Source organism: Streptomyces sp. NPDC058985 (assembly GCF_042740985.1).
Classification (GTDB): domain Bacteria; phylum Actinomycetota; class Actinomycetes; order Streptomycetales; family Streptomycetaceae; genus Streptomyces.
The window spans coordinates 43436-68960 of the sequence record NZ_JBHYJX010000040.1; the positions used below are offsets into that span (position 1 = coordinate 43436).

General features: G+C 73.4%; 28 protein-coding genes. 21 read left to right on the forward strand and 7 right to left on the reverse strand.

Annotation, left to right across the window (positions count from 1 at the left end):
* Positions 1–95: 95 nt before the first annotated feature.
* A complete protein-coding gene (locus ACFW01_RS28920; protein ID WP_384508363.1) occupies positions 96–794 on the reverse strand; it encodes a lytic polysaccharide monooxygenase in 699 nt (232 codons plus the stop codon).
* A gap of 188 nt (positions 795–982) precedes the next feature.
* A complete protein-coding gene (locus tag ACFW01_RS28925; RefSeq protein ID WP_384508366.1) occupies positions 983–3148 on the reverse strand; it encodes a DUF1996 domain-containing protein in 2166 nt (721 codons plus the stop codon).
* 204 nt (positions 3149–3352) lie between these two features.
* Here ACFW01_RS28925 and ACFW01_RS28930 point away from each other — a divergent pair, with 204 nt between their 5' ends.
* The 18 genes from ACFW01_RS28930 to ACFW01_RS29015 all read left to right on the forward strand — a co-directional run bounded on the left by ACFW01_RS28930 (position 3353) and on the right by ACFW01_RS29015 (position 17683).
* The gene (locus ACFW01_RS28930) at positions 3353–4186 is read left to right on the forward strand and encodes a DUF899 family protein (protein ID WP_234956064.1); all 834 of its coding nucleotides are present in this window, start codon (positions 3353–3355) and stop codon (positions 4184–4186) included.
* 108 nt (positions 4187–4294) lie between these two features.
* The gene (locus tag ACFW01_RS28935; RefSeq protein WP_384508371.1) at positions 4295–4951 is read left to right on the forward strand and encodes a class I SAM-dependent methyltransferase; all 657 of its coding nucleotides are present in this window, start codon (positions 4295–4297) and stop codon (positions 4949–4951) included.
* A gap of 95 nt (positions 4952–5046) precedes the next feature.
* Positions 5047–5364 carry a gas vesicle protein gene (locus ACFW01_RS28940; RefSeq protein WP_384508374.1) on the forward strand — a complete coding sequence of 106 codons (318 nt, stop codon included), beginning with the start codon at positions 5047–5049 and terminating at the stop codon, positions 5362–5364.
* Between the two features lie 36 nt (positions 5365–5400).
* The gene (locus ACFW01_RS28945) at positions 5401–5865 is read left to right on the forward strand and encodes a gas vesicle structural protein GvpA (protein ID WP_384508377.1); all 465 of its coding nucleotides are present in this window, start codon (positions 5401–5403) and stop codon (positions 5863–5865) included.
* A complete protein-coding gene (locus tag ACFW01_RS28950) occupies positions 5862–6626 on the forward strand; it encodes a GvpL/GvpF family gas vesicle protein (RefSeq protein ID WP_234956055.1) in 765 nt (254 codons plus the stop codon). Before ACFW01_RS28945 ends, ACFW01_RS28950 begins: the two co-directional genes overlap by 4 nt.
* Before the next feature lie 4 nt (positions 6627–6630).
* Positions 6631–6918 (forward strand): gas vesicle protein GvpG, encoded by a 288-nt coding sequence (locus tag ACFW01_RS28955; protein ID WP_384508380.1) that lies wholly within the window; start codon positions 6631–6633, stop codon positions 6916–6918.
* Positions 6915–7517 carry a hypothetical protein gene (locus ACFW01_RS28960; protein ID WP_384508383.1) on the forward strand — a complete coding sequence of 201 codons (603 nt, stop codon included), beginning with the start codon at positions 6915–6917 and terminating at the stop codon, positions 7515–7517. Before ACFW01_RS28955 ends, ACFW01_RS28960 begins: the two co-directional genes overlap by 4 nt.
* Positions 7514–8449, forward strand: coding sequence for an SRPBCC family protein (locus tag ACFW01_RS28965; protein ID WP_384508386.1), 936 nt, complete (start codon positions 7514–7516; stop codon positions 8447–8449). Before ACFW01_RS28960 ends, ACFW01_RS28965 begins: the two co-directional genes overlap by 4 nt.
* An 18-nt stretch (positions 8450–8467) precedes the next feature.
* Positions 8468–8848, forward strand: a complete 381-nt coding sequence (locus tag ACFW01_RS28970) for a gas vesicle protein (protein ID WP_234956048.1) — start codon at positions 8468–8470, stop codon at positions 8846–8848.
* Positions 8845–9705: a GvpL/GvpF family gas vesicle protein gene (locus ACFW01_RS28975; protein ID WP_384508389.1), complete on the forward strand. Its 861-nt coding sequence runs from the start codon at positions 8845–8847 to the stop codon at positions 9703–9705. The genes ACFW01_RS28970 and ACFW01_RS28975 overlap by 4 nt, the downstream gene beginning before the upstream one ends.
* A complete protein-coding gene (locus ACFW01_RS28980; protein WP_234956044.1) occupies positions 9702–9950 on the forward strand; it encodes a gas vesicle protein in 249 nt (82 codons plus the stop codon). The genes ACFW01_RS28975 and ACFW01_RS28980 overlap by 4 nt, the downstream gene beginning before the upstream one ends.
* Positions 9947–10240 (forward strand): gas vesicle protein K, encoded by a 294-nt coding sequence (locus ACFW01_RS28985; protein WP_234956042.1) that lies wholly within the window; start codon positions 9947–9949, stop codon positions 10238–10240. The genes ACFW01_RS28980 and ACFW01_RS28985 overlap by 4 nt, the downstream gene beginning before the upstream one ends.
* Before the next feature lie 90 nt (positions 10241–10330).
* Positions 10331–11434, forward strand: a complete 1104-nt coding sequence (locus ACFW01_RS28990; protein ID WP_384508393.1) for a substrate-binding domain-containing protein — start codon at positions 10331–10333, stop codon at positions 11432–11434.
* A gap of 126 nt (positions 11435–11560) precedes the next feature.
* The gene (locus tag ACFW01_RS28995) at positions 11561–12892 is read left to right on the forward strand and encodes a sugar ABC transporter substrate-binding protein (protein ID WP_234956038.1); all 1332 of its coding nucleotides are present in this window, start codon (positions 11561–11563) and stop codon (positions 12890–12892) included.
* Between the two features lie 24 nt (positions 12893–12916).
* Complete coding sequence (locus ACFW01_RS29000; protein ID WP_384508397.1) at positions 12917–13903, forward strand: carbohydrate ABC transporter permease; 987 nt, start codon at positions 12917–12919, stop codon at positions 13901–13903.
* Positions 13900–14763: a carbohydrate ABC transporter permease gene (locus tag ACFW01_RS29005; protein ID WP_122619129.1), complete on the forward strand. Its 864-nt coding sequence runs from the start codon at positions 13900–13902 to the stop codon at positions 14761–14763. The genes ACFW01_RS29000 and ACFW01_RS29005 overlap by 4 nt, the downstream gene beginning before the upstream one ends.
* Positions 14760–15791, forward strand: a complete 1032-nt coding sequence (locus tag ACFW01_RS29010) for a hydroxyacid dehydrogenase (RefSeq protein WP_384508400.1) — start codon at positions 14760–14762, stop codon at positions 15789–15791. Before ACFW01_RS29005 ends, ACFW01_RS29010 begins: the two co-directional genes overlap by 4 nt.
* Positions 15788–17683 (forward strand): DUF2264 domain-containing protein, encoded by a 1896-nt coding sequence (locus ACFW01_RS29015; RefSeq protein WP_384508403.1) that lies wholly within the window; start codon positions 15788–15790, stop codon positions 17681–17683. Before ACFW01_RS29010 ends, ACFW01_RS29015 begins: the two co-directional genes overlap by 4 nt.
* Here the strand turns inward: ACFW01_RS29015 and ACFW01_RS29020 are convergent, their stop codons facing one another.
* A complete protein-coding gene (locus ACFW01_RS29020; protein ID WP_384508406.1) occupies positions 17684–18583 on the reverse strand; it encodes a diacylglycerol kinase family protein in 900 nt (299 codons plus the stop codon). It abuts the gene before it with no gap.
* 72 nt (positions 18584–18655) lie between these two features.
* Positions 18656–20254, reverse strand: coding sequence for an FAD-binding oxidoreductase (locus tag ACFW01_RS29025; RefSeq protein WP_384508409.1), 1599 nt, complete (start codon positions 20252–20254; stop codon positions 18656–18658).
* 71 nt (positions 20255–20325) lie between these two features.
* Here ACFW01_RS29025 and ACFW01_RS29030 point away from each other — a divergent pair, with 71 nt between their 5' ends.
* Together ACFW01_RS29030 and ACFW01_RS29035 are read left to right on the forward strand one after the other, a co-directional pair.
* Positions 20326–20943 carry a TetR/AcrR family transcriptional regulator gene (locus tag ACFW01_RS29030; RefSeq protein WP_125494101.1) on the forward strand — a complete coding sequence of 206 codons (618 nt, stop codon included), beginning with the start codon at positions 20326–20328 and terminating at the stop codon, positions 20941–20943.
* Entirely contained in the window at positions 20940–22526 is a 1587-nt protein-coding gene (locus tag ACFW01_RS29035) for a glycerol-3-phosphate dehydrogenase/oxidase (protein ID WP_384508412.1), read from the forward strand. Before ACFW01_RS29030 ends, ACFW01_RS29035 begins: the two co-directional genes overlap by 4 nt.
* A gap of 27 nt (positions 22527–22553) precedes the next feature.
* Here ACFW01_RS29035 and ACFW01_RS29040 read toward each other — a convergent pair whose 3' ends face one another.
* Positions 22554–22811: a hypothetical protein gene (locus tag ACFW01_RS29040; protein ID WP_384508415.1), complete on the reverse strand. Its 258-nt coding sequence runs from the start codon at positions 22809–22811 to the stop codon at positions 22554–22556.
* 184 nt (positions 22812–22995) lie between these two features.
* Here ACFW01_RS29040 and ACFW01_RS29045 point away from each other — a divergent pair, with 184 nt between their 5' ends.
* Entirely contained in the window at positions 22996–23361 is a 366-nt protein-coding gene (locus ACFW01_RS29045) for an STAS domain-containing protein (protein WP_234956026.1), read from the forward strand.
* A gap of 6 nt (positions 23362–23367) precedes the next feature.
* Here the strand turns inward: ACFW01_RS29045 and ACFW01_RS29050 are convergent, their stop codons facing one another.
* Together ACFW01_RS29050 and ACFW01_RS29055 are read right to left on the reverse strand one after the other, a co-directional pair.
* Entirely contained in the window at positions 23368–23796 is a 429-nt protein-coding gene (locus ACFW01_RS29050; RefSeq protein WP_234956025.1) for an ATP-binding protein, read from the reverse strand.
* Between the two features lie 194 nt (positions 23797–23990).
* Positions 23991–25346, reverse strand: coding sequence for an endo-1,4-beta-xylanase (locus ACFW01_RS29055; RefSeq protein WP_384508419.1), 1356 nt, complete (start codon positions 25344–25346; stop codon positions 23991–23993).
* Between the last annotated feature and the right edge of the window lie 179 nt (positions 25347–25525).

The window sequence follows — 25525 nt, forward strand, 5'->3', positions numbered from 1 at the left end:
CTTCTTTTTGCGGGGACGCCCACGGGGCGGGTGCGCCCCCGGGGCCGCCGCGCGCGCCGGTGGCGGCGGGGGTGGGGGGACCGGCGGGGGCGCGATCAGCCGAAGTCCACGTCACTGCAGAGGAAGTACGTCTGGTCCATGTGCGACGCCTGCCAGATCGTGTAGACGACGTGCCGGCCGCTCAGGCCCGACGTACTGACCGGGATCTCGTAGTTCTGACTCGGTGCGTAGCTGCCCGTACGCGCCACCTGCTGGAGGTCGCCCCAGGTCAGGGTCTGCGTGGCGGGATCGAAGCCTTGCCGGGTGACGTAGACCAGGAAGTAGTCGGCGCCGTGGCCGGCCTGGTCGTACAGCTTGACGGTGAAGTCGTCGGCGACGTCCGTGGTCCGCCACGCGCCCACGGTGTCCAGGGAGTCGTAGCGTCCGCTCTCGGCCCGGCCCCCGCTGCACAGCTGACCGTCGGGGACGACGGCCTGGAAGTCACCGGCGGAGCCGTTGCGGTAGAGGCCGTTCCAGTTCCACATGGCGTTGGGGTCGTCCTGCCAGGCCTGCCAGCACATGGGGTCTTCCTGCGCCATGGCGGGGTTCTGGAAGTCGTCGCCCCAGCGGTCCCAGCAGCCGTAGTTGCGGGATGCGGGGTCGACGACCGAACCGTGGGCGAAGGCGGTGCCGCTCCACGGGACCAGGGCGAGGAGGACCGCGGTCAGGGCACTGAGGGCGAGGGCCGCCGTGCGACGGACTCGTTTCACCGGATTCGCCGGATTCACCGGATTGGCGTGATCATGACATGTCATGGCGTCTTCTTCCGTGGGGGGACGGTGTCCAAGTGCGGGTACACGAATGGGAGCGCTCCCAGCGCCTCGCGGAGTCCAGGCTGCGCCCGCGTGAACCCCTTGGCAACATCCGAAACGAGCCAGTTCGCGCGACGGGCGGGCGGGAGAGATCCCGCCCGCCCGTCGTCATACCGGTGCCGGAGTCCGCGTCAGAGCGCTCGCCGCCTGGAACGGATCAGCAGCACGCAGCCGCCTGCGAAGAGGACGCCGCCGACGGCGGCGGGCCACAGTCCGAGGCCGGAGCCGGTCTCGGCGAGTCCGCCCTGCGCCTGCGGCTGCGGTGCGGCGGCGCCGCCGTCGCCCTGGCTGGCCTCGGGGGCCGGCACGGCGCTGCCCGCGTCGTCCGGGGCGTCCGCCGGTGTCGTGGCGGCCTTGGGCGCGGCGCTCGGGGAGGCGCCGGCGTCCTGGCCGGCGGCCGGGGGCGCGGGCTGCTCCGCGTCGTTCTGCCCCTGGTTCTGCTCCTCGTCCTGTCCGCCGTTCTGCCCCTGGTTCGGCTCCTGCTTCTGCCCGTCGTCCCGGCCGTCGTCCTGCCCGGGGGCCGGTGCGTCGTTCCCGCCGCCGTTCTGCTCGTCGCGGCCGTCCTGACCGTCCTGGCCGCCGTCCTGGCCGGATTCGGCGGGAGCCGAGGCCGTGGCGGTCTGCTCGGCCGGCGGCGCGGTGGGCTGCTCGCCGCCGTCGCCGCCGGGCTGCTCCTCGCCCTTGCCGTCGTCCGGTGCCTCGGAGGCGCCCGGGTCCTCACCCTGGCCCGGGTCGGAGCCCGGCGGGGGCGTGTCCGCACCGCACTCGCGGCCGGAGTTGATGCAGTCCGTCATCTCCCGCATCAGGTCCTCGTCGAAGACGTTGATGAAGTCGCTGTGGTCGGTGACCGGCTTGTGCAACTGCTCCGGGAAGGAGTCCACGGCGAACAACGGGACCGTCCGGCCGCCGTCCTGGAGGCTGGGCGCGTCCACGTCGTACACGACCCGCTGGACCAGCCGCGGAACGGCCTTGAAGCCCTCCGGGCAGCCGCCGTCGGCGGTGGCGAAGGCCATGTGGGTGCGGTGGTTGGCGCTGTCGATGTTGCGGCCGTCCCAGCAGCTCTGGAAGGTGAAGGTGCGCACCACGTCACTGCCGGAGGGGCAGAGCGGGTACTTGTCCTTCAGCTGCCGGTCCTCGAAGCCGGTGCAGCTCCAGGAGGCGTTCGCGTTGGCGTTGCCGTTGACGAACGCCTTCGCGTCACCGGTGATGATGCGCAGCAGGCGCGGCATCTCCGTGACCTTGCCGCGCTCGTTGCCCTCGAAGGTGAGCGTGACCTCGGCCGGTGTGACGATCTCGCCCGCGTTGCCCTCGATGCCGCCGCCGGGTGACTGGGCGTCCTGCTCCTCGGTGCCGTTCTGGAGGCGGATCACGGGCCAGTAGTACGAGGACTTGTCGCCCTGGTCCGCGCAGCTGGTCTCGGCGGCGGCCAGGTCCTCGTCGCTGGAGAAGGCGTTGCTGTCCTGGTTGCCGACGTAGTCGTGGAAGTGGTGGGCGCCGTTGCCGACGCCGGGGGCGGCGATCAGGTTGTCCGAGTTGAACAGGCCCTCGGCGTTGACACCGCAGCTGGTGCTGAAGGAGCCGTTCGAGGCGCTCTTCTGGCGGGGCGCCTTCACCACGTTGGGCTGGACGGACTTGATGTCGGCGTAGTCGGCCGCCACCGGGCCGTTGCCCGCCTGGCCGCCGTTCCCGGCCGCGCCGTCGTCACCCTCGCCCTGCTGCTGCTCCTGTCCCTGGCCCTCTCCCTGATCCCGGTCCTGCTGTTCCTGCTGGTCCGGGCCGCCGCTCTGGGCCGGCTCCGTCGCGACCTCGGTGCGGCGCAGCGTGCACTCCGCGAGGGTGTCCAGGCCTTCGGGGCGGTCCCCGGCCTTGGCGACGGCGGCGGCGATGCGCTCGATGGTCGCCGCCCGGTCCTCCTTCAGGGGGTCCAGGATGGCGGCCTCGTCGAGGGAGCCGTCGTCCGCGGTGCGGGCGGCTTCCTGGAGTTGGCGGTACGCGGTGGCGATCTGCTCGTCGAGCTGGGCCAGTTCGGTGTCGACCTCCTGCCTGGCAGGCTCCGGCACGGTGGTCAGCCGCTCGGTCAGGTCGGGGCAGTCGACGGTCGCCGCGACTCCGGAACTGCCCAGGGGAACGGCTTCGTTGCCGGATTCGGTCGCGGAGGCGAAGACGTTCACGGCCACCAGGCCGCCGCCCCCCAGTATCAGCGCGACCGCTCCGAAGGTCGCGCGCCGCGCCCCGGTCGGGCGTCTGCGCCTGTTGTGTCCCAAGGCGTGCTCCTGTGTCGTGACGGACTCGGGCATGGAATGCCCCCGGCTCCATACGGAGGAGCGGGCCGGAGTGTTCAGCCGTCCCCGGGATTCTCAGGAATCCCTCACCTCCTGCCGACGCGCGCCCGGTGGTCCGATCGAGGGGCTTGGGCGTCGGACGGCAGCGGCAGGAGGAGGGAAAGGGCAGGGACAGCGAGGCACGAACGGAACGCCCCCGAGTGATCCCAGGAGCCCCTGATGTCCGAGAAGCCGAGTGACACACATCCGCCGGTGGTCGACCGCGCCGCCTTCGAGCAGCGGCTGGAGGGGTTGCGCGCCAGGGAGAAGGCCCATACGCGCGAGGGGGACGCGATCGCCGCCGCGCGCCGCAGGCTCCCGATGGTCGAGGTGGCCGCGGACAGCCCTCTGCTGGGACCTGACGGCCCCGTGACGCTCCTGGACGCGTTCGAGGGGCGACGCCAGCTGATCGCCTACTACTTCATGTGGTGGCCCGGGCGGCCGGCTGCCGAGCAGTGCGAAGGCTGCACCTGGGTGATGAGCCACGTGGGTGAGCCGGCCTATCTCCACTCCCGCGACATCACCTTCGCCGTGTTCTCCCAGGGGCGGAATTCCGCTTACGGCTTCGCGGACGCGCAGACGTCCTACGAGGAGAGCCTGCGTTACCGCGCCTTCATGGGCTGGACGATGCCGTGGTACTCCGCGCAGCCCTCGCTCGGGACACTTCTGGTCGGCCGGGAGCCGGGCCTGTTCCACCTGGTGTGCTACCTGCGCGACGGCGACCGTGTCTTCGAGACGTACTGGACCAGTCGTCGTGGGGCGGAGGCGGTGGACTACAGCTACGCGCTCATGGACCTCACGGCGTTCGGACGCCAGGAGGATTGGGAGGACTCACCGGCGGGGTGGCCGCGCCTCGGGCAGGCCACACGGACTCTCAGCGGGGCCCCGGACTGGCGGCCGCTCCGGGACGAGCGGGGTGGACGCCCCACAGCACACTGGCCACGCATCGACGCCGGCCGCTCCGACGACCTGGGTGCCACCGGAACCAGTCGGCCGACCGGTTCCGAACACTGAACCTCACCGCGGGGCGCCGTTCGTTCGCCCGTAAGAGTCCTTGTCGGCGGCTCGGTCCCGGTGGAACGATGCGGACGGCACCGCATCGGCGCAGCGAAGGGACCCGTCGTGACCGACGACCAGCACCGGCCGCACCCCGCCGCCGCGTTCGACGCGCTGGGCGCCGAGTACGAGAAGGCGTTCGCCGGGTCGAGGACGCACCGGCGCTCGCTGGAGTGGCTGCTCGGGCGGCTCGCGCCGGGCAGCCGGGTGCTGGACGTGGGCAGCGGCACCGGCCGCCCCACCGCCGAGACCCTCGCGGCCGCCGGCCACGACGTGCTGGGCATCGACATCTCGCCGGTCATGGTCGAGCTGGCCGCCCGGCAGGTGCCGGACGCCACGTTCCGGTGCGCCGACATCCACGACGTACCGCTCGACGACGCTTCGTTCGACGCCGTCTGCGTGTACTTCTCGCTGCTCCAGCTGGACCGGCGGGAGCAGGCGGCGCTCATCGTGCGTCTGACGCGGGTGCTGAGGCCGGGGGGTTACCTGGTGCTGGCGACCGTGCCGCTGGACGTGGAGGGCGTCGACGCCGTCTTCATGGGACAGCCGGTGCGCGTGACCAGCTTCACCGCGCAGGCCCTCGCCACCGTGGCGCAGGAGGCCGGTCTGGAGGTGGTGACGGAGGAGGCGACGCTGTTCACCCCCGCCCACCCGGACGCCCGGCCCGAACCGCACCTCTTCCTGCACTGCCGCCGCCCGGACGCCACCGCGCCGGACGCCTGACCCACCGGTCCCGCGGCGGGCGGCGGGCTACGGCACCGCCCCGGATGGGGTAACCCCGCACGCGCGCACCGGGCCCCGCGGCCAGAGTGGGCAGCATGACAGAGCCTGGCGAGCGACGGCGCCGCACGACCTCCACCGCCACCCGCGAACGTCCCGTGCGCGGTGCCCGGGAAGCGGCCCGGCGCGCCGCGGACGCCCTCTCCGAACTGATCCGGCACCACCTGGAGGGCGTCTCCGCGGTGTGCCGGAGCGAGGACGGCGGCTGGATCGTCAACGTGGACGTGCTCGAAGTGGCCCGCATCCCGGACACCACCAGTCTGCTCGCCACCTACGAGGTCGAACTGGACTCCGCGGGCGACCTCGTGCAGTACCGCAGGATCGCGCGCTACCGGCGCGGCGCCCAGGACCAGTGAGCCGACGGTGAGGCGCGTACCCGGAAGGACCACCGCATGATCACGTACGACGACGAGGTCATCTGCGCGCCCCGCGCCGGAACCCTCTACGACGTCCTCGAACTCATCCTCGACCGCGGCATGGTGATCGACGTCTTCGTGCGCGTCTCCCTGGTCGGCATCGAGATCCTCAAGGTGGACGCCCGCATCGTGGTCGCGAGCGTCGACACCTACCTGCGGTTCGCCGAGGCCTGCAACCGGCTGGACCTGGAGCACGACGCGCGCTCCAAGACCGTGCCCGAGTTGTTCGGCGGCCCGGTCGCCAAGTCCGTCGGCAGGGCGGGCGCGAAGCGGACGGCGCGCTCGCTGACCGACAAGGTGCGCGACGTCCTCGCGCCGGACGAGGAGACGCACGAGGAGGAGGAAGCACTCCCCCGCGGGCGCTCCTCGGCCCGGCGCCGTACCGAGGAGGACCGCCCGCGCGACCGACCCCGCCGCCGCACCCGTAAGGAGGACGCATGACCGCGCCCGTCACCACCACCGCCCCCGGCACCGAGCTGAAGTCGCTCTACGTCTACGGCATCACGCCCGCCGGGATCCGCGCGCCCCGCTCCCCCGGCGTCGACGGCGCCCCGGTGCGGCTGCTGACCGACTCCGGCCTGTGCGCCGCGGTGTCGGACGCTCCGGCGCGGCTCCTGCCCCGGCGCCGCGACCTGCTGGCCCACCAGGCCGTCCTGGACGAACTGGCGGCACAGGGACCGCTGCTGCCCATGCGGTTCGCGGTGCTCAGCCCCCGGACCGACACCCTGCTCGCCCAACTGCGCGCCGACTCGTCCCACTTGGCGCACCAGCTCGAAGAGGTGCGGGGATGCGTCGAACTGAACGTCAAGGGCACGGTGGTGCCGGGCCACTTCGCCGATCTGGTACGCCGGGACGAGAGCCTGCGGTCCATGGCGCTGCGGACCCGGCGCCGTCCCGACTACGAGGCCAACGTCCGGCTGGGAGAGGCGCTCGCGCTCGGCGTACGCCGGGAGGCACGGCGCGCCGCGCGGGAGGTCCTGGACCGTCTGACGCCGCTGGCGGTGCGCACGGCCGGGGGCACGACCGACGGCGATCAGGTGCTCAGCGCCTCGTTCCTGCTGCGCGCGGGCGACGAGCGCCGGTTCCGGGAGGCGGTGGACGCGGGGGCCCGTGCCTGCGGGGACCGGCTGGCGCTCAGCGTGACCGGCCCCCTGCCCTGCTACAGCTTCGTCGAACCGCGTCCCGCGACGGCGGGGCGGTGACGGGGTGGGCATCGTGAGCGGGCTCCTGCTGCTGCCCCTCGCGCCGGTGCGCGGCACGGCGTGGATCGCCGACCACCTGCTCCAGGAGGCCCGGCGCCAGGCCCACGACCCGCGCGCCGTGCAGGCGCGGCTGGCCGCGCTGAACCGGGCCCTGGACGAGGGCGCCATCGACGAGGCGGCCTTCGAACGGGAGGAGGAGCGGCTGCTCGCCCTCCTCGAACGCCGGGCCCGTCCGGCCCGCCCGGGCAGCCGTACGACCACCATGGACCGAGCGCAGAGAAGGCACGTATGAGCGACAGCAAGGCGGCCCTGGCGGCAGCCATGGCAGGCGGATACCTCCTGGGGCGCACCAAGAAGGCCAAGCTCGCCTTCGCGGTCGGCTCCTATCTCGCGGGGCGGCGCATCGGCCTGTCGCCGGGCGACCTGCTGTCCCAGGGACTGGGCGGGCTCCAGCAGGCGCCGCAGATCCGCGAACTCACCGAGCAGCTGCGCGGAGAGCTGCTGACCGCCGGGCGCGCGGCCGCCACCGCCGCGGCGAACCGACGGCTCACCGGCCTCGCGGACTCGCTGCGCGACCGTACCGACGCGCTCACCGGCGAGGGCCGGCGGGACGACTGGGACGAGGAGGGCCCGGACAAGGACGCGGCGGACGAGGACACCTACTTCGACGAGGAGGAAGAGGAGGAGGACCGCGAGCCCGAACCCGCGCCGCGTCGGCGTACGGCGAAGAAGGCTCTGCCGCGCAAGGCCGCGCCCCCAGCGAAGAAGACGGCCAAGAAGGCCGCGAAGAAGACCGCGAAGAGCCCGGCGAAGAAGGCCGCGCCCGCGAAGAAGGCGGCTCCCGCCAAGAAGACCGCGAGTTCACGCAGGCGGGGAGGGGGACGCGGATGACCCCCGACCGGCAGGACAAGGACACGCCGTCCCCTCTCGGGAGCCTCAAGGACGCCCTCGGCGGGTACCTCTCGGCCCGGGGGCACAGCCTCGTCGGCAAGGCGGGGGAACGGATCGGCGGCCTCACCGATCGCCTCACCGCCTCCGCGAACGGCGACGGCGACGGCAACGGCAACGGCAACGACAACGGCGGCGGCAACGGCGGCTCCAAGCGCGGGGGCGGCGGCAAGAGCGGCGCCGGCAGTATCAAGGCGACGCACATCATGGAGGTCGTCGACATCGGCGTCCCCCTGCGCGTCGTCTACGACCAGTGGACCCAGCTCCAGGAGTTCAGCGACTTCACCAAGGGCGTCCGCAGCGTCAGCGCCGAGGACGAGGTGACCAGCAACTGGAACCTCAAGGTCGGCCCGTCCAGCCGTAGCTGGAAGGCGACCGTCCAGGAACAGGTCCCCGACGAGCGGATCGTGTGGACCTCCGAGGGCGCCAAGGGCAGCACGCGTGGCGTGGTCACCTTCCACGAGCTGGCGCCCCGGCTGACCCGGGTGGTCGTGGTCTGCGAGTACTACCCGTCGGGCTTCTTCGAGAAGACCGGCAACCTGTGGCGCGCCCAGGGACGCCGGCTGCGGCTGGACCTGAAGCACTTCGCACGGCACGTGACGCTGGTGGACGAGGAGGAGGTCGAGGGCTGGCGCGGGGAGATCCGTGACGGCGAGGTCGTCCGTACCCACGAGGAGGCCGTGGAGGAGGAGAACGACGACGAGGAGGACGAGTACGAGGACGACGAGGAAGAGGACGACGACGACTACGAGGACGGGGACGGGGACTACGAGGACGGGGACGGGGACTACGAGGACGAGGACAGTGAGTACGAGGCCGATGAGGATGAAGAGGACGAGTACGAGGACGAGGACCGTGCCCGCCGACGCCGCTGACGGGGCGAGGAGCGCCCGGTGACCGACCTCGACCACAGGTACGCGGACCCCGACCCCCTGGACTGCCCGCCCGCCACCGGCAGCCTCGCCGACCTCCTCGAACGAGTCCTCGACAAGGGCATCGTCATCGCCGGAGACATCAAGATCGACCTCCTCGACATCGAACTGCTCACCATCCGGCTGCGGCTGTTCATCGCCTCGGTGGACACGGCGAAGAAGGCGGGCATCGACTGGTGGGAGACCGACCCGGCCCTGTCGTCCCGGGCCGCGCGGGACGCTCTCGTCGAGGAGAACGCGCGCCTGCGGGCCCGGCTGGACGCCCTGGACGATGCCCTGGAGCACGATCAGGAGAGCGACGCGGCGGCCGCCGTCGGGGAGACGTCGGGGGCCGCCCGGTGAGCGCGGGCGCGGGAGTGGAGCCCGGCCTCGTCTGCGCCTTCGCCGTCACCGGTACCCCGCCGGACCCCGCCGCGCTGGACTCGGCGACCGGTCACGAGGAGGGCGGCCCGCTGCGCGTGCTCGACGCGGGCGGCGGTCTGTGCCTGGTCGTCCAGGACGTGCCCGCGGCCCTGTTCGACGAGGAGGCCCTGGCGGAACGCCTCAACCGGCCCACCGACCTGGAGCGCTGCGCCCGCGCCCACCACCGGGCCGTCGAGGCCGCGGCGGGGCGGGGTGCGGTCGTCCCCCTGCCGATGGCGACGCTGTACCGCGGCGACCGGTCGGCGGTGCGGGCCGTATCCGACCGGCGACCGGTGCTGGAGGCGCTGCTCGACCGTCTCCGGAACCGCACCGAGTGGGCGGTGAAGGTGCACGCCGCCGAGGGAGCGCCGGACGATCTTCCGGCGGCCCCCGCCGAACCCCTCCCCGGCACCGGCGCCGGCTCCGGTGGCCGCGCCTACCTGAGCCGGGCCAGCGCACGGCGGCGCGACCGGCAGCAGGCGCACGGGAGGGCGCGGGCCGAGGCGGAGGCCGTCGACGCGGAGCTGCGGCGGTACGCCGTCGCCGCGACCCGGCACCGGCCGCAGAGCGAGCGGCTGACGGGCCGCCGGACCCCGCAACTCCTCAACGTCGCCTACTTGGTGGAGGACGCCGACCGCGCCGCCTTCACCCGTGCCCTGGCCGGTCTCACCGCCGAGGGGCGGCATCCTGCCGTACGGGCCGACGCGTCGGGACCGTGGATCCCGTACTCCTTCGCGCGCTGGGACGAGGCAGACGAGGCACCGGACGCCCACCCCGGCCGGGAGGTCCCCGCATGACGGTCGCGGACACCCGTACGCCGGGCCCGGCACCCGTACCGTGGGACGGCCCGGAGCCGTACGCGCCGGCCGGGGTGCCCCTCGTCGACCTGCTGGACCGGGTGCTGGCGACCGGGGTGGTGGTCAGCGGCGACCTGGTCCTGGCCATCGCGGACGTGCCACTGGTGCGGATCTCCCTGCACGCGCTGCTGGCGTCGGTGAGCGAGCGAATGCCCGCCCCCTGGCCGGACAGCGGTCCGCTGTGACCGGGCGCCGGGAACACGCCCTCGACCTGGACCCCGAGCGGGTCACGAACGACCTGGCCGCCCTGGTGCTCACGGTCGTCGAGCTGCTGCGCCAGCTCATGGAGCGCCAGGCCGTGCGCCGCTTCGACGAGGGCACCCTCAGCGCGGCGCAGGAGGACCGGCTCGGCACGGCGCTCATGCTGCTCGACGAGCGGATGGACGACCTGTGCGCCCAGCACGGCCTGAACCGTGCCGACCTGAACCTCGACCTGGGCCCGCTGGGTCCCCTCCTCGCCGACCCCGAGCCGTAGGGCCCGCGGGAACGCACCGGCACCCCGCATGAGCGATCGCTATGATGGCGAAGAATCGCTCAAACGAACATTCACGGGTGGGGAGACCTGATGCGGGAGCCGGTCGATCTCAGGCGCCAGCGGATCCTGGCCGCGGTGCAGGCGCGCGGTACCGCGCGGGTGCGGGACCTCGCCGACGAGTTGCAGGTCTCGGTGGTCACCGTGCGCCGGGACGTGGAGGAGCTGACACGCGAGGGCCGGCTGGCGCGCGGGCACGGGGTCGTCCGGTCCACGCTGCCGGACCGGGAGGCGCCCACGGAGACCGGCGGGGCGGCCGGGGACCGGGTGGCGGTGGTGGTTCCGGTGCGGCACTCGTACCTCACCGAGACCCTGCACGGCGCGCGCACGGTCCTGGAGGAGTCGGGGCTGCGCATCGCCCTGCATCTCGCGCCGCAGGCCTCCGGCGCCGAACGGCCCCTGGTGGAGCGGGCGCTGGCGGACGGCGCGCAGGGGCTGCTGATCGCCCCGCGCTGGCGCGGCCGGGCCGACGAGGCCGCCGACCACGAGTGGCTCGCCGGTACCGGGGTGCCGACGGTGCTGATGGAGCGCCGCCCGTGGCGGGGCAGCGCGCTGCACGCCCTGGACTCGGTGTGCTCGGACCACTGGTACGGCGCGCACCTGGCGGTGGAGCACCTGGTGGGCCTCGGTCACCGGCGCATCGTGTTCGCCACGCGGCACGACAGTCCGACCGCCCGTTCGCTGCGCGCCGCGTTCACCGAGATCGCCGGGGCGCATCCCCTGGTGGAGCGGTGGGCGTGGACCCTCGTCTCGCCGGAGGCCGGGGTGGACGGGCCGCACCCGGCGGACGAGACGGCCGAGCCGTCCGCGCTGATGCGGAAGCTGGGGGCGACCGCCATGGTGCTGCACGGCGACGTGGACGCGCTGATGATCGTCCAGCGGCTGGCGGAGGAGGGGGTGCGGGTGCCGGAGGACTGCTCGGTCGTGGCGTACGACGACGTGGTGGCCGGGCTGGGCTCGCCGCCGCTGACGGCCGTGGCGCCGCCGAAGGCCGAGGTCGGACGCATGGCGGCGGAGCTGTTGCTCCAGCGGCTGTCCGAGCCGTCCGGGACCCGGCCGGGCCGGCGCGTCGAGCTGCTGCCGCGGCTGATGGTGCGCGGTTCGACCGGCCGGCTCGTCAACCCTCCGACCGAGTGAGCGTTTGAGCGTTTCGTTTTCTTCTGATCGATCTCTTGACCGTTTGATTCGGGGCGTTCAGGATTCCCGTGTCCCGAACAGTCGTGGCCGCACCCCCGCGGACACGCAGGAGCCGCGGGAGGCACCATGCCCGGACGACAGAGCCGTCGGTCCGTGCTCGCCGCGATGGCCGCCGTACCCCTGACAGGAGCCGTGAGCGCCTGCAGCGGGGGGAACGGGGCATCGTCGGCCCGCACCGGAACCACCACACGCGTCACCTTCTGGTCCGCCCTGCGCGGCAGCCAGGAGGTGGTCGACGCGTTCAACCGCACCCACCGCACCATCCAGGTCGACTTCCAGCAGATCCCCTCCGGCGGGCAGGGCGGTTACGCCAAGCTCAGCAACGCCGCCCGGGCGGGCAACGCGCCCGACGTCGCCACCATCGAGTATCCCCAGGTCCCGGGGTACGCCATCGACGGAGTCGCACGCGACATCACCGACCTGGTCAGCGACGGCCTGCGCCGCAAGCTGCTGCCGCAGGCGCTCGGACTGACCACCTTCGAGGACCGCGTGTTCGCCGTGCCGCTGGACGTCGAGCCCATGGTCATGCACTACCGCGCCGACCTGTTCGACCGTTACGGCCTCGGCGTCGCGCGCACCTGGGACGAGTTCGCCGAGCAGGCCGCGACCGTGCGCCGCAAGGCACCGGACCGGCGGCTGGTGCTCTTCCCCTCCGACGGGATGACGCAGTTCGCCTGCTACGCCTGGCAGGCGGGCGCCCAGTGGTTCGACACCTCCCGGGGAGCCTGGAACGTCTCCCTCGCCGACGCGCCGTCCAGACGCGTCGCGGACTACTGGCAGCAGCTCATCGACCGCGACCACGTCTTCATGAACGCGGTCGAGAGCCGGCAGTCCGACGCGCAGATCGGCAACGGGCTGGTCCTCACCCGGCTCAGCGGCGCCTGGGACGCCGGCGCGCAGATGAACGCGCGGCCCGGGCAGAAGGGCCAGTGGCGGATCGCGCCCATGCCCCAGTGGGACACGGGCAGTCCGGCCACGGGCACGCACGGCGGGTCGACCTTCGCGGTCACCAAGGACAGCCGGCATCCCGAGGCCGCCATGGAGTTCATCGAGTGGCAGGTCTCCCACCCCGACGCGCTGCGCGCCCGCCTCTCCAGCGGCACCAGCAGCCAGTACCCGGCCGCACCCGGCCTGGTGCCGGTGGGACGGGACGCCTTCGACCGCTCGTACTACGGCGGGCAGGACATCTACACCCTGTTCGAGCAGGAGGCCGAGAAGATCGGCGAGCAGTGGCTGTGGGGGCCGAGGATGAGCGCGACCCAGAAGGTCATGCAGGACTCCTTCGCCCGCGTCGGCGGCGGCCAGGGCAGCCTCGTCGCATCGCTGCGCACCGCGCAGGAGGGCACCATGCCCGACCTCAGGGCCCTCGGCCTGTCCACCACCCAGCGCAGCACCTGAGCCGACGAAAGGCAGGTGACACCCATGACCACGACGACCCACTCACGGGTGCCGGCCGGCGCGACCCGCGCCGCCGCCCCGGAGCCCTCCGCCTCCGGCATCCGCGCCCGCAGAGCCGCGAAGCGGCGCCAACTGACCGCCTGCGGCGTCCTGATGACGCCGTTCTTCGCCCTGCTGGTCACCGTCTTCCTGATCCCCGTCGGCACCGCCGTCTACCTCAGCTTCTACAGCGACGACCAGCCCGGACTCGGCTTCGGCCCCGAGCGCACGGTCTTCGTCGGACTGCGCTCCTACGGCGCCGTGCTCACCGACCCCACCTTCCTCGGCGGGCTCGGCACGGTCGCCCTGTACTGCCTGATCTACCTCCCGCTGATGGTCGTCGGCGCGCTCGTCCTCGCCCTGCTGCTGGACTCCGGCGTGGTCCGGCTGCGCGCCTTCGCCCAGCTCGGCCTGTTCCTGCCGCACGCCGTGCCCGGCATCATCGCCGCGCTGATCTGGCTGTACCTGTACACGCCCGGCATCAGCCCGGTCATCGAGCTGTTCGCGAAGGGCGACATCACGATCGACTTCCTGGGCGTGCACACGGTGGTCCCTTCCATCGTGAACATCGCGCTGTGGAGCAACCTCGGCTACAACATGGTGGTCTTCTACGCCGCTCTCCAGGCCGTGCCGCGCGAGGTGATCGAGGCGTCCGTCGTGGACGGCGCGGGGCCGGTGCGCACCGCGCTCCAGGTCAAGACGCCGCTGGTGCGGGCGTCCATCGTGATGGTGTCGATCTTCACCCTGATCTGGGCGCTCCAGCTGTTCACCGAGCCGATGCTGCTCAGCCAGTCCTCCCCGATGATCAGCTCCCGGTTCTCGCCCAGCATGTACATCTACGACGCGGCCTTCACCCGCAACAACTACAGTCTCGCGGCGGCCGCCTCGGTCGTCCTGCTGGTGTGCACCATCGCCCTGTCCTACGGCGTCACCCGCTTCACCAGCCGCGTCGACGCCGAGGAGGCCCGATGAGCGCCACCGACAGTTCGCTGCTCCGCCCGAGACTGCTGGGCCGGCTCACGGTCAACGTGGTCGTCGCCGTCTCCGTCCTCTACACGCTGCTGCCCGTGCTGTGGCTGGTGCTCGCCTCGAGCAAGACCCGGGACGCCCTGTTCAGCAGCGACCTGCTCTCCCTGAGCGACTTCTCGTTCCTCCAGAACCTCGGCGACCTGTTCGCCATGGACGGCGGGCTGTACGGCCGCTGGTACGTCAACAGCCTGCTGTACGCCGTCCTCGGGGCGGCCCTGGGCGCCCTGGTGAGCGTGGCCTGCGGCTACGCCTTCGACAAGTACCGCTTCCGGCACAAGGAGAAGCTGTTCGGGCTGGTGCTGGCGGCGGTGATGGTGCCGCAGACGGTCCTCGCGCTGCCGCTGTACCTGATGGCGTCCGAGGCCGGCCTGGTGAACACCTTCTGGGCGGTGTTCATCCCGGTGCTGTTCAACCCGTTCGGCGTCTACCTGGGCCGGATCTTCGCGCGGGGCTACGTGCCCGACGAGGTGCTGGAGGCGGCGCGCGTGGACGGGGCGGGCGAGCTGACCACGTACGTCCGGGTGGCGCTGCGGATGCTGGGGCCGGGCCTGATCACCGTCTTCCTCTTCCAGCTGACCGCGATCTGGAACAACTTCTTCCTGCCCATGGTGATGCTGTCCGACCAGGATCTGTATCCCGTCAGTCTCGGCCTGTACCAGTGGAACAGTTCGGCGTCCGTGTCGCCGGAGTACTACCCCGTGGTGATCATGGGTTCACTGCTCGCCGTACTGCCGCTCATCCTCGCCTTCGTGCTGCTCCAGCGATTCTGGCGCAGCGGCCTGACCGCCGGAGCCGTCAAGTGACCCCGTACGCCCCCGGACCCGGCTTCCGGCCCCGTGCCGCCGTGGCCATGTCCCCGGACGCCGCCTCTGCCGTCCTCGACCCCCAGTCGCTCGGCGCGCTGCGCCGGGTCTGCGAACTCGCGCCGTTCCCGGTGCTGGACGACCTGTCCACCCCGCGCGCCCGGTCGGTGCTGGCCGACGTGGACCTGCTGGTCACCGGCTGGGGCTGTCCGCCGCTGGACGCGGACGTGCTGCGGGCGGCTCCGGCGCTGCGGGCCGTGGTGCACACGGCGGGCAGTGTCCGCGGGCATGTCACCGACGCGTGCTGGGAGCGGGGCGTCGAGGTCTCCTCGGCCGCCGCGGCCAACGCGCTGCCGGTCGCGGAGTACACCCTGGGCATGATCCTGCTGAGCGGCAAGCGGGTGCTGGAGCGGGCCCGCGACTACCGGGCCACCCGGACCCGGGGCAACTGGCTGCGCACCTCGCGCGGCGTCGGCAACTACCGGCGCACGGTCGGCATCCTGTCGGCCTCGCTGATCGGCCGCCGGGTCGTGGAACTGCTGCGGCCGCACGACATCGGCGTACTGCTGCACGACCCGTACGTGAGCGACGCGGAGGCCGCCGAACTGGGCGTGGAACGCGTCGAGTTGCCGGAGCTGTTCGCGCGCTGCGACACCGTCAGCGTGCACACCCCGCTGCTGCCCACCACCCGTGGGCTGGTCGGCCGTGCGCTGATCGAGTCGATGCCGGCGGACGCGGTGCTGATCAACACCTCCCGCGGGGCGGTCGTCGACCAGGAGGCGCTCACCGACGCCGTCACGGCCGGCCGGATCCGGGCCGTGCTGGACGTCACCGACCCCGAGGCGCTGCCGCCGGACCATCCGCTGTGGGACTGCGAGCACGCCCTGATCACCCCGCACCTCGCCGGCTCCGAGGGCAACGAGTGGCGCCGCCTGGCCGACCTCGCGCTCGCCGAGACGACCCGCTGGGCCTCCGGAGCCGGCTTCCTCCATCCCGTACGACGCGAAAGGCTGGCGTTCCTGGCATGAGCATCCCGTTCGAACTGCCCACCGAGGACCGTGTGTCGAGCCCGTACACCGGCTGGACCCGGGCTCACTGGGAGGCCGTCGCCGACGGGCTGCTGTGGGCCGCGTGGCGCTGGAGCACCCCGGGCGGCGCCCTGCTCGACCTGCCGGGGCGCCCGTCGCGTTCCGGTGTGCGCTCCGACGGCCTGGAAGGCTTCGCGCGGACGTTCCTCGCGGCCGCCTTCCGGGTCGCCGGCGCCGACGGCGCGGACCCGCACGACTGGCTGGGCCGCTACGCGCGCGGCCTCGCCTCGGGCACCCTCACCCCCGGCCGCGACGACACCGAGTCCTGGCCGCTGATCCTCGACCACGACGTGCAGGGCCAGCCGATGGTCGAGTCGGCGTCGGTCGCGCTCGGGCTGCGGCTGACCGCGCCGTGGCTCTGGAAGAACCTGGACGCCGGGGTCCAGGACCGGGTCGAGGAGTGGCTGCGCGGCGCGCTGCGGCACGTGCCGGCACCGAACAACTGGTACCTGTTCCCGTACACGGTCGCCGGGTTCCTGGAGTCGGTCGGCCGCGGCGACGCGCAGACGGCCGCGGCACGGGAGCGGGCGCTGGAGCTGATGGAGGGCTGGTACCGGGGCGGGGGCTGGTACGCCGACGGCGACGGTCGCGCCTTCGACCACTACAACGGCTGGGCGCTGCATCTGTACCCGGTGCTCGACGCCCACCTCGGCGGCGACGCCGACGCCCTCGGCCGGTACGGGGAGCGGCTGCGGGCCCACCTGGACGGGTTCGCCCTGATGTTCGGTGCCGACGGCGCGCCGCTGCACTACGGCCGCTCGCTCACCTACCGCTTCGCGGCGTCGTCCGCCGTGGGCCTGGGCGCGCTGACCGGGCACACCCCCCTGTCGCCGGGTGCCTCGCGGCGGCTGGTGAGCGGCAGCCTGCGGTACTTCACGGACCGCGGGGCGCTGAGCGACGAGGGGCTGCTGAGCCTGGGCTGGTTCGGCCCGCACGAGGCGACGCTCCAGCCGTACTCGGGCCCGGCCTCCCCGTACTGGGCGTCGAAGGCGTTCGTGTCGCTCCTCGCCCCGGCCGGCCACCCGCTGTGGACGGCGCCCGAGGAGCCGGCGCCGGTGGAGGAGGCGGACCGCGTGCTCGCCCTCGCGGCGCCGGGGCTGCTGGTGCAGTCGACGCGCGAGGACGGGATCGTCCGGCTGCACAACCACGGCAGCGACCATGTCCGGCCGCACGAGGGCGAGTCGGCGGACCAGGACGACCCGCACTACGGCCGGCAGGCCTACTCGACCCGGACCGGGCCCACGGCCGGGGAGAACGCCGCGGACAACCACCTGTCGGTGGAGGTGGGCGGCCGGGGCAGCGTCCGGCGCCGCATCCACCCGCTCGGCGCCGGGCAGGGCGACGGCTGGGGCTGGGCGGCGTCCTGGCACCGGCCCGTCTTCACCGGCGGCGCGCCGATGGTGCCGGGGCTGCGGGTGGAGAGCGTGACGGTGGCCCGGGGTCCGTACGAACTGCGGGTGCACCGGGTCGTCGGGGCGCCGCCGGGGGCGCGGGTCACGCACACCGGGTGGGCCACCGGCCCCGAGGAGCCCCTGGTCTCCGCGCTGCACGGACTGCACGGCTGGCTGCCCGGGACGGAGACGGTGCGTGCACCGCAGGGCACGGCGTACGTGCCGTGGGCCGAGCTTCCCCGGCTGTCCGGCGAGGCGGGCGGGGTCTCCCTGCACGTCTGCCTGGCGGCACTCACCGGTGAGCCGGTGAACGTGCCGGTCGCCGAGGCCGTCACGGCGGTCGTGCCGGGTGAGAGCCACGTCGACGTGGTCTGGGCGGACGACGGCGGCCGCACCCGGGTCTCGTTCGGTCCGGTCGCGGTGACGCACTCGGCGGGCTAGCTAAGAGGGCCGCGCGGGTTCCGACAGCACGCGCAGGGCGCCGGGCAGTACCCGGGCGGTGACGGGGACGGCGGCCTCGACCTCTCCGTCGGCGCCGTAGGGTATCGCCCGGTCCGCCTCGACGCGGATCTCCCTGCCGCGCAGGACGCGGACCTGGGGGCGGTGGACGTGGGCGCCCGTCGCGAGTTCGTTCATCAGCTTGAAGAACAGCCACCGCGGCGCGTCGTGGATCATCACCACCTCCAGCAGACCGTCGTCCACCTCGGCGGCGGGCGCGATGAGCCGGTTGAAGCCGTAGTAGCCGGAGTTGGCGGCCACCACGGTGTAGCCGGTGAAGGCGTGCTCCTCGCCGTCGACCGTGACCCGGTAGCGGGTCGCGCGCCAGCCGGCGACGGCGCGCAGCGCGCCCGCGTAGTAGGAGGCGGTGCCGCGCAGCAGACGCGCGCTGTTGGCGTGGTGGTTGGCGAGCGCGTCGACACCGGCGTAGACGCTGCCGAGCACGACGGTACGGTCGTGGACGGCCGAGGTGACCTCGATGGTGTCGACGCAGCGGGGTTCGCCGTCGAGCAGGACCCGGGCGAGCCCGGCCGGGTCGGTCGGCAGTCTCAGCGCGCGGGCGAAGTCGTTGCCGCGCCCGGCCGGGACGAGCCCGAGCAGGGCCCCGGTGCCGCTGAGCGCGCCGCCGATGCCGCCCGCCATCCCGTCGCCGCCGACGGCGAGCACCACCCGGCCCCGCTCACCGGCGCGCCGGGCGAGTTCCCGGGCGTGCGCGAGGCTGTGGCTGTACTCGGTCTCCAGCCCGGCGCCCGCCTCCCGCAGCAGCCGGGCCACCCCGAGCAGCGCGGCGGCGGAGGTGGCGCCGCCCGCGGTGGGGTTGACGACGGCGGTGAACTGTCGCATCGATGTGCCTCCGGGCTGACGGGTGGTGCCGGACTGTTGTCTCACGGGTGCGCGGGGTGCCGGTGGGCGGGGTCAGTCCGCCGGCAGCAGGACGCCCGGGCTGAGCACGCCGGCGGGGTCGAGGCCGCGCTTGACCGCGCGCAGCGCCGCGATGCCGAGGGGGCCGGCCTCCTGGACGTACCAGTCGCGGTGGTCGGTGCCGACGCCGTGGTGGTGGGTGATGGTGCCGCCCGCGGCGAGGATCGCCTCGTTGGCCGCGTGCTTGGCGCGGGTCCAGTGCGCCACGGCGTCGTCGCCCTGGGCGGAGACGACGGTGAAGTACAGGGAGGCGCCGTTCTCGTAGACGTGCGAGATGTGGCACATGACCAGCGGCGGGGTGCCGGCGTCGGTGAGGGTCCCGGTGAGCGCGTCGCGGACGGCGGCGTAGAGGGCGGGGAGGCGGGACCAGTAGGTCGCGGTCTCCAGGGTCTCGGCGAGCGCCCCGGCGTCGAGCAGGGAGTCCCGCAGGTACGGCGCCGAGTAGCGGCCGTGCGCCCAGCGCTCCCCCGGCTCCTCGCCCGCGCAGGTGCCCCCGCTCTCACGCAGGACGGCGGCGGCCTCCTCGCGACGGTGGGCGGTGTCCGCCCCGGTGCCCTCGAAGCCGACGACGGCCAGGCATCCGGCGTCCTGCCGGTCGAGGGAGGAACCGAGGGCGTCGGGCTGGGCGAGGCCGATCAGGGTCTCGGTCTCGTCGGAGAGCCGCAGCACCGTGGGGCGCGGGCCGTCCTGGGCGAGCCTGCGCAGGGCGGCGGCGCCCGCGTCGAAGGAGGCGAAGCGCCAGCCCTCGTAGCGGCGTACCTCGGGCACCGGCCGCACGCGGACGGTGACGGAGGTGATGACGCCGAAGGCGCCCTCCGACCCCAGGACGAGCTGGCGCAGGTCGGGCCCGGCGGCCGAGCGCGGGGCGCGGCCGGTGACGAGGGTGCCTTCGGGGGTGGCGAGGGTGAGGCCGAGGACCATCTCGTCGAAGCGGCCGTAGCCGGCGGAGGCCTGTCCGCTGGAGCGGGTGGCGGCGAAGCCGCCGATGGTGGCCCACTCGTAGGACTGCGGGAAGTGGCCGAGGGTGTACCCGTGCGCGGCGAGCAGCGCCTCGGCCTCGGGGGCGCGCAGGCCGGGTTGCAGGCGGGCGGTGCGGGAGACCTCGTCGAGTTCGAGCAGGCGGTTCATGCGGCGCAGGTCGAGGGCGACGAAGGCGCCGCGGTGCCCGGGGGCGAGGCCGCCCACCACGGAGGTGCCGCCGCCGAAGGGGACGACGGGCAGCCGGTGCTCGGCACAGGTCTCCAGCACGGCCAGCACCTCGTCGTGGCCGTCGGGCAGGACCACGGCGGCCGGGGTGTCGGTGACGTCGCCGGTCCGCATCAGCAGCAGGTCGGGGGTGGACTTGCCGCGGGTGTGCCGCACGCGCGTCTCCGCGTCGGTGCGCACGTCCTCCGCACGGCCGCCGACCGCGGCCGTGAGGGCCAGGCGGGCGGCCTCGTCCAGGGGCGAGGCGGGGACGTCGATCTCCGCCAGCGGGAGCGGGGCGGCGTCGCGGGGCTTGACGCCGAGCAGTTCGCGCAGCAGCCCGGTCACCGTGTCCGGCAGCGGTGTCGCCCTGGCCGGGTCGCCCCAGCCGTTCCACAGCATGTCCATGGCCTGTCGTCCTCACGGTCGCTTCGGGGGATGCCTGCCGCACCACCCGGCGGGGCGTTACACTGTTACACATGACGCCCAACCGTCACAACCACTCCACCCGGCCGAACCCCTCGGACAACGACACGGTGCTCGACGCCGTGCGCGACTGCGTGATGGCCGTCGGGGTCCGCCGGACGACGATGACCGATGTCGCCCGCCGCGCCGGTGTCTCCCGGATGACCCTGTACCGGCGCTGGCCGGACGTGCGGTCCCTGGTCGGCGACCTGATGACCCGCGAGTGGATCTCGGTGGCGACCGGGGCCATCCCGGAGCCCCGGCCGGGCACCGGCACCCGACCGCGCGTCGTCGAGGGACTGGTGGCCGGGGTGGAGCGGTTCCGCGCGCACCCGCTCTTCCGCAAGATCGTCGACGTCGACCCCGAGCTGCTCCTGCCCTACGTCCTCGACCGGCGCGGAGCGAGCCAGGAAGCCCTGCTGGAGTTGCTCGAGGACGCGCTGGGACAGGGGCACGCCGACGGTTCGGTGCGCCGGACCCATCCCGAACGGCAGGCACGGTCCGTGCTGCTGGTCGTCCAGTCCTTCGCCCTGTCGCTGCGGACCATGACCGACGAGGACGACGACGAGCTGACCTCCGCGGCCTTCCTCGCGGAGCTGCGGACCATCCTGGAAAGGACCCTCACGCCATGAGCCCCACCAGCAGCCCCGCCACCGGGTCGGCCTCCCTGTCCGCCGCACGGCGCGCCCGCGAGCTGGCCGGCACCGTGGGCGGGCCCGTCGTGGACGTCCTGGTCGTCGGCCTCGGCGCGACCGGCGCGGGGGCCGCCCTGGACGCGGCGGCCCGCGGGCTGAGCGTCGTCGCCGTGGACGCCCACGACCTGGCCTTCGGCACCTCCCGCTGGAGCTCCAAACTGATCCACGGCGGCCTGCGCTACCTCGCCTCCGCACAGCTCGACGTCGCCCACGAGAGCGCGGTGGAGCGCGGGGTGCTGATGGAGCGCACCGCTCCCCATCTGGTGCGCGCCCAGCCCTTCGTGCTGCCGCTGACGCCGCTGGTCTCCCGCGGCCAGGCCGCGCTGGCGTGGGCCGGCTTCCGGGCCGGCGACACCCTGCGGCTCGCGGCGCGCACGGCCCGGGCCACGCTGCCCGCGCCGCGTCGGCTCTCCGCCGTGGAGACCCGGCACCTCGCGCCGGCCCTGCGCTCCGACCGGCTGCGCGGCGGCCTGCTGTCGTGGGACGGCCGGCTCACCGACGACGCCCGGCTGGTGACCGCGCTCGCCCGCACCGCCGCCGCCCGTGGCGCCCGGATCCTGACCCGGACCAGGGCGCTGGAGCTGACCTCGTCCGGCGCCCGGATACGCGACGAGCTGACCGGCGAGGAGGGCGTGGTGCGGGCCCGCGCGGTGATCAACGCGTCCGGGGTGTGGGCCGGCGGCCTGGTGGACGGCATCCGGGTCCGCCCCTCCCGCGGCACCCACCTCGTCCTGCGCTCCGAACACCTCGGCCCGCTCCCCGCGGGCCTGCACGTGCCGGTCCCCGGGGAGACCAACCGCTTCGTCCTTGTTCTGCCCCAGGGGGACGGCCGGGTCTACGTCGGCCTGACCGACGAACCCGTGGAGGGCGACGTCCCGGACGTGCCGCAGGTGCCCGAGACCGACGTCGGCTTCCTGCTCGACGTCCTCGGTTCGGTACTGGACGTCCCGGTGCACCGCGGGGACGTGGTGGGCGCCTTCGCCGGTCTGCGCCCCCTGCTGGACACCACCTCGCCGGACCGGGCGGGCGGCGGCCCCCGCACGGCAGACGTCTCGCGTCGGCACGCCGTGCTCACCTCGTCGGAGGGCGTGATCACCGTGGTCGGCGGCAAGCTCACCACGTACCGGCGCATGGCCGAGGACGCAGTGAACGCCGCCGTCGCCGCCCGCGGCCTGACCGCCGGCCCCTCCCCCACGGCCGCCCTGCCCCTGGTCGGCGCCGCCGCCCCGCACGCCCTGGCCACGGTGCGGGCGCCGGACCGCCTGGTGCGGCGCTACGGCACCGAGGCGCCCGACGTGCAGGCCCTCGCCGCCCGGGACCCCCGGCTCGCCGAGCGGGTACTGCCGGGTCATCCCGTCACCGGCGCCGAGCTGCTGTGGGCGCTGCGTCACGAGGGCGCCCTCGACGAGGCGGACCTCCTCGACCGGCGCACCCGCATCGGCCTGGTGCCCGAGGACCGCGCCGCGGCCCTGGACACCGTACGGGACCTGGTCGGCGAGTCCATGGCCCGGCAGGACTGACGGCGGCCGCACCCGCGTCGATCCCGGTCAGGAGCCCTGGTCCTCGTCCTGGACGGCCTTGCGGACGTTCGCCTCGATCTTGTGCCGGGACCGGCCTCCCTCCTCCTTGACGTACTCCGCCATCGCGGTCCGCGCGTCCCGGTCGAGGTCGCGCCAGGCCCGCACGGCGGTCTCGTACGTGCTCGACTGCCGCGGGGTCCACCGATGCTGCGTGGGAGGCCCGTACGAGTCGCGCAGTTCCTCGACCCGGTGCTGTGCCAGATCCGCCGCGCGACGCTTGTGCACGAGCTCCTCGAATGTATGAGCCACCACACCTCGACGGTAGTCAGGGGAACGCCGTCGCGCGCGTCGAGACCGGCGCCGGCGGTCCCGTCGGCCCGGGTCCGCACAAGTGGGCCCCACGGACCGCGAAGACCTTTACCATCAAGCCACCATGGACGGCCGGGCATATGCGAGAAGTGAGGGCAGCGTGGCGGACATCGAGGGACCGGCAGTACCCGAGCGGCTGCTGATCACCCGTACCACCACCGGCGACGGCGTCAGCATCGTCATCCTCGCCGGAGAGGTCGATCTCGACGGCAGCGGCCAGTTGCGCGACGTCCTGCTGTCCTCGGTGCAGTCGGCACCGGGCACGGTCGTCGACTTCGGCGAGGTGGGCTTCCTGGACTCCAGCGGCATCAACGTGCTCATCTCCGCCCACCAGGAGGCCGAGTCCCGCGGGGTGTGGCTCCGGCTCGCGGCACCGCGGGACGCCGTCGAGCGGGTGCTGCGGCTGGTCGGCGTCGACGGGCTCATCGCCTGCTTCCCGAGCGTCGAACAGGCGCTGACCGACTGACGGGGGTCATGTCAGCGGCAGGCGGGCGTACACCGTCTTCCCCTCGGCGTGCGGCTTGGTGATCACCTCGCCGCACAGGCGGGTCACGATCTCCAGGCCGTGCCGGCCGACCCGCAGGGGATCGCGGGGCAGGAACGTGGGAAAGGCGTCCCCGGTGTCGGAGACCGCGATCTCCACCCGGTCGTCCACCAGGGTCAGCGTGAGCCGGCAGGGTCCTGGCGCGTGCCGCAGCGCGTTGGTCACCAGTTCGCTGGCGACCAGGCGGGCGGCGTCCAGGAAGGTGTCGGCCAGGTCGACACCCAGCTCGGCGAGGCGGGTGACGAAGCGGTGCACGACGTCCCGGGCGGCCGGGATCATCGCCGAACCACCCCTGAACTCCACCACCGTGGACACGTCGGAGGTGTCCGCGGCATCGGGTCCGTGCGCCGGAGTCATACAGAGCCTCACCGTCCGGTCGGGGCCGTGTGGGGGAGCGAGGTCCCGCCCCCTCACGATACGCACCGGCGGGGCGTCCACGATCCCTCTGTCCCAACTTCGGCCGGACACGCCGTTTTTCGGACCGGCGCGGTACGGTGCGCCGGACCGCCGGGGCCCTCTCGGGCGGTGGGCGGTCCGGCGCGCGGGACCGGTCAGGAGGCGGTGCAGCCGCCGACCGCGGGCGCGGCGCCGCTGCCGTTCTTCGCCACGGTGAATCCGAAGCTGGTCGACGCCCCGGCCGCCAGGGTGCCGTTCCAACTGGGGCGGACCGTCATGGTGTTGCCCGCCCAGGTGGGGGTGCCGTTCCAGAGGGACGAGACGGACTGCGGCGAGGGCAGGGTGACCGTCGCGGTCCAGGAGCTGATCGGCGCGTCGCCGGCCGTGATGGTGACCTGGCCGTTGTAGCCACTGCTCCAGTCCGCGGTCCGGGTGTAGGCGGCCGTGCAACTCGCCGCGGGGTCGCCCGGGTCGCCGGGATCCCCCGGGTCGCCCGAGCCGCCGAGGGCGGTAAGGACGGCGTCGTAGGCGGGCTTCTTCCGGTAGTCGCCGTCGAAGAGCAGCGGGGTGCCGCCGCTGCGCCACGAGTACTTGTCGGTGACGCCCCAGACGGTGATGCCGGTGCAGCGGTCGACGGCGAGGCAGGCGTCGACCACCTTGGTGTAGTTGGCGGCCTGGGCCGATCCGGAGCCCTCGATGTCGAGTTCCGTGATCTGCACGTCGACGCCGAGGTCGGCGAAGCGCTGCAGGTTCTGCCGGTAGTCCGCGGGCACCGGGGAGGCGCTGTTGAAGTGGGACTGGAAGCCGACGCAGTCGATGGGCACACCGCGGGACTTGAAGTCCTTCACCATGGCGTAGACGGCATTGCTCTTCGCGTTGACGCCGTCGGTGTTGTAGTCGTTGTAGCAGAGCTTGGCGGCCGGGTCGGCGGCGCGGGCGGTGCGGAACGCCTCCTCGATGAAGCCGTCGCCGAGCCTGTCCTGGAAGGGCGAGCTGCGCCGGGCACCGCTGCCGCCGTCCTGGAACGCCTCGTTGACGACGTCCCAGCTGTGGATCTCGCCCTTGTAGTGGCCCATCAGGCCGTTGATGTGGTCGTTCATCGCGGTGCGCAGGTCGGCGGCGCCCAGCGCGCCCACCCAGGACGGCAGCTGGGAGTGCCAGACGAGGGTGTGGCCGCGCACGTCCATGCCGCGGCTTCGGGCGTGGTCCACGACCCGGTCGGCGGCGGCGAAGGTGAAGGTACCGCGGCTGGGTTCGGTGGCGTCCCACTTCATCTCGTTCTCGGGCGTGGCCGAGGTGAACTCGCGGTCCAGCGTGGCGGCGTAGTCGGCCTCGCCGAGGTGGTTCGCGGCGACGGCGGCGCCGAAGTAGCGGCCCTGGCCGGCCGCCGCGGACCCGAGCGTGTCGGCGGCGGCTTCGGCTTCGGCGGTGTGGCCCGCGGTCATCAGTGCGGCCACGGTCACGAGTCCCGCGGCGGTCGTTCTCGCCAGGCGCCTCAAAGGCATGGTCATGTCATCCCGTTCCTTGAATCGGTGTGCGGGGGCCGTTCGGAAGGGCGGAGATCATGGATCGCTGAGAGTCGAAACTTTCGGAGTTCTTTCCGAATGTCGCGGAGGAGGTTACGGATTCCCGTCCGCGGGGTCAACGCCCGGCACGGTCACCCGTGCGGACCGACCACGTGCACGACCCG

Coding starts and splice junctions, on each gene's coding strand:
- ACFW01_RS28920 (WP_384508363.1), bottom strand. CDS start 794: ATGACATGTCATGATCACGCCAATCCGGTGAATCCGGCGAATCCGGTG.
- ACFW01_RS28925 (WP_384508366.1), bottom strand. CDS start 3,148: ATGCCCGAGTCCGTCACGACACAGGAGCACGCCTTGGGACACAACAGG.
- ACFW01_RS28930 (WP_234956064.1), top strand. CDS start 3,353: ATGTCCGAGAAGCCGAGTGACACACATCCGCCGGTGGTCGACCGCGCC.
- ACFW01_RS28940 (WP_384508374.1), top strand. CDS start 5,047: ATGACAGAGCCTGGCGAGCGACGGCGCCGCACGACCTCCACCGCCACC.
- ACFW01_RS28945 (WP_384508377.1), top strand. CDS start 5,401: ATGATCACGTACGACGACGAGGTCATCTGCGCGCCCCGCGCCGGAACC.
- ACFW01_RS28950 (WP_234956055.1), top strand. CDS start 5,862: ATGACCGCGCCCGTCACCACCACCGCCCCCGGCACCGAGCTGAAGTCG.
- ACFW01_RS28960 (WP_384508383.1), top strand. CDS start 6,915: ATGAGCGACAGCAAGGCGGCCCTGGCGGCAGCCATGGCAGGCGGATAC.
- ACFW01_RS28965 (WP_384508386.1), top strand. CDS start 7,514: ATGACCCCCGACCGGCAGGACAAGGACACGCCGTCCCCTCTCGGGAGC.
- ACFW01_RS28980 (WP_234956044.1), top strand. CDS start 9,702: ATGACGGTCGCGGACACCCGTACGCCGGGCCCGGCACCCGTACCGTGG.
- ACFW01_RS28990 (WP_384508393.1), top strand. CDS start 10,331: ATGCGGGAGCCGGTCGATCTCAGGCGCCAGCGGATCCTGGCCGCGGTG.
- ACFW01_RS28995 (WP_234956038.1), top strand. CDS start 11,561: ATGCCCGGACGACAGAGCCGTCGGTCCGTGCTCGCCGCGATGGCCGCC.
- ACFW01_RS29000 (WP_384508397.1), top strand. CDS start 12,917: ATGACCACGACGACCCACTCACGGGTGCCGGCCGGCGCGACCCGCGCC.
- ACFW01_RS29005 (WP_122619129.1), top strand. CDS start 13,900: ATGAGCGCCACCGACAGTTCGCTGCTCCGCCCGAGACTGCTGGGCCGG.
- ACFW01_RS29015 (WP_384508403.1), top strand. CDS start 15,788: ATGAGCATCCCGTTCGAACTGCCCACCGAGGACCGTGTGTCGAGCCCG.
- ACFW01_RS29020 (WP_384508406.1), bottom strand. CDS start 18,583: ATGCGACAGTTCACCGCCGTCGTCAACCCCACCGCGGGCGGCGCCACC.
- ACFW01_RS29025 (WP_384508409.1), bottom strand. CDS start 20,254: ATGGACATGCTGTGGAACGGCTGGGGCGACCCGGCCAGGGCGACACCG.
- ACFW01_RS29030 (WP_125494101.1), top strand. CDS start 20,326: ATGACGCCCAACCGTCACAACCACTCCACCCGGCCGAACCCCTCGGAC.
- ACFW01_RS29035 (WP_384508412.1), top strand. CDS start 20,940: ATGAGCCCCACCAGCAGCCCCGCCACCGGGTCGGCCTCCCTGTCCGCC.
- ACFW01_RS29050 (WP_234956025.1), bottom strand. CDS start 23,796: ATGACTCCGGCGCACGGACCCGATGCCGCGGACACCTCCGACGTGTCC.
- ACFW01_RS29055 (WP_384508419.1), bottom strand. CDS start 25,346: ATGACCATGCCTTTGAGGCGCCTGGCGAGAACGACCGCCGCGGGACTC.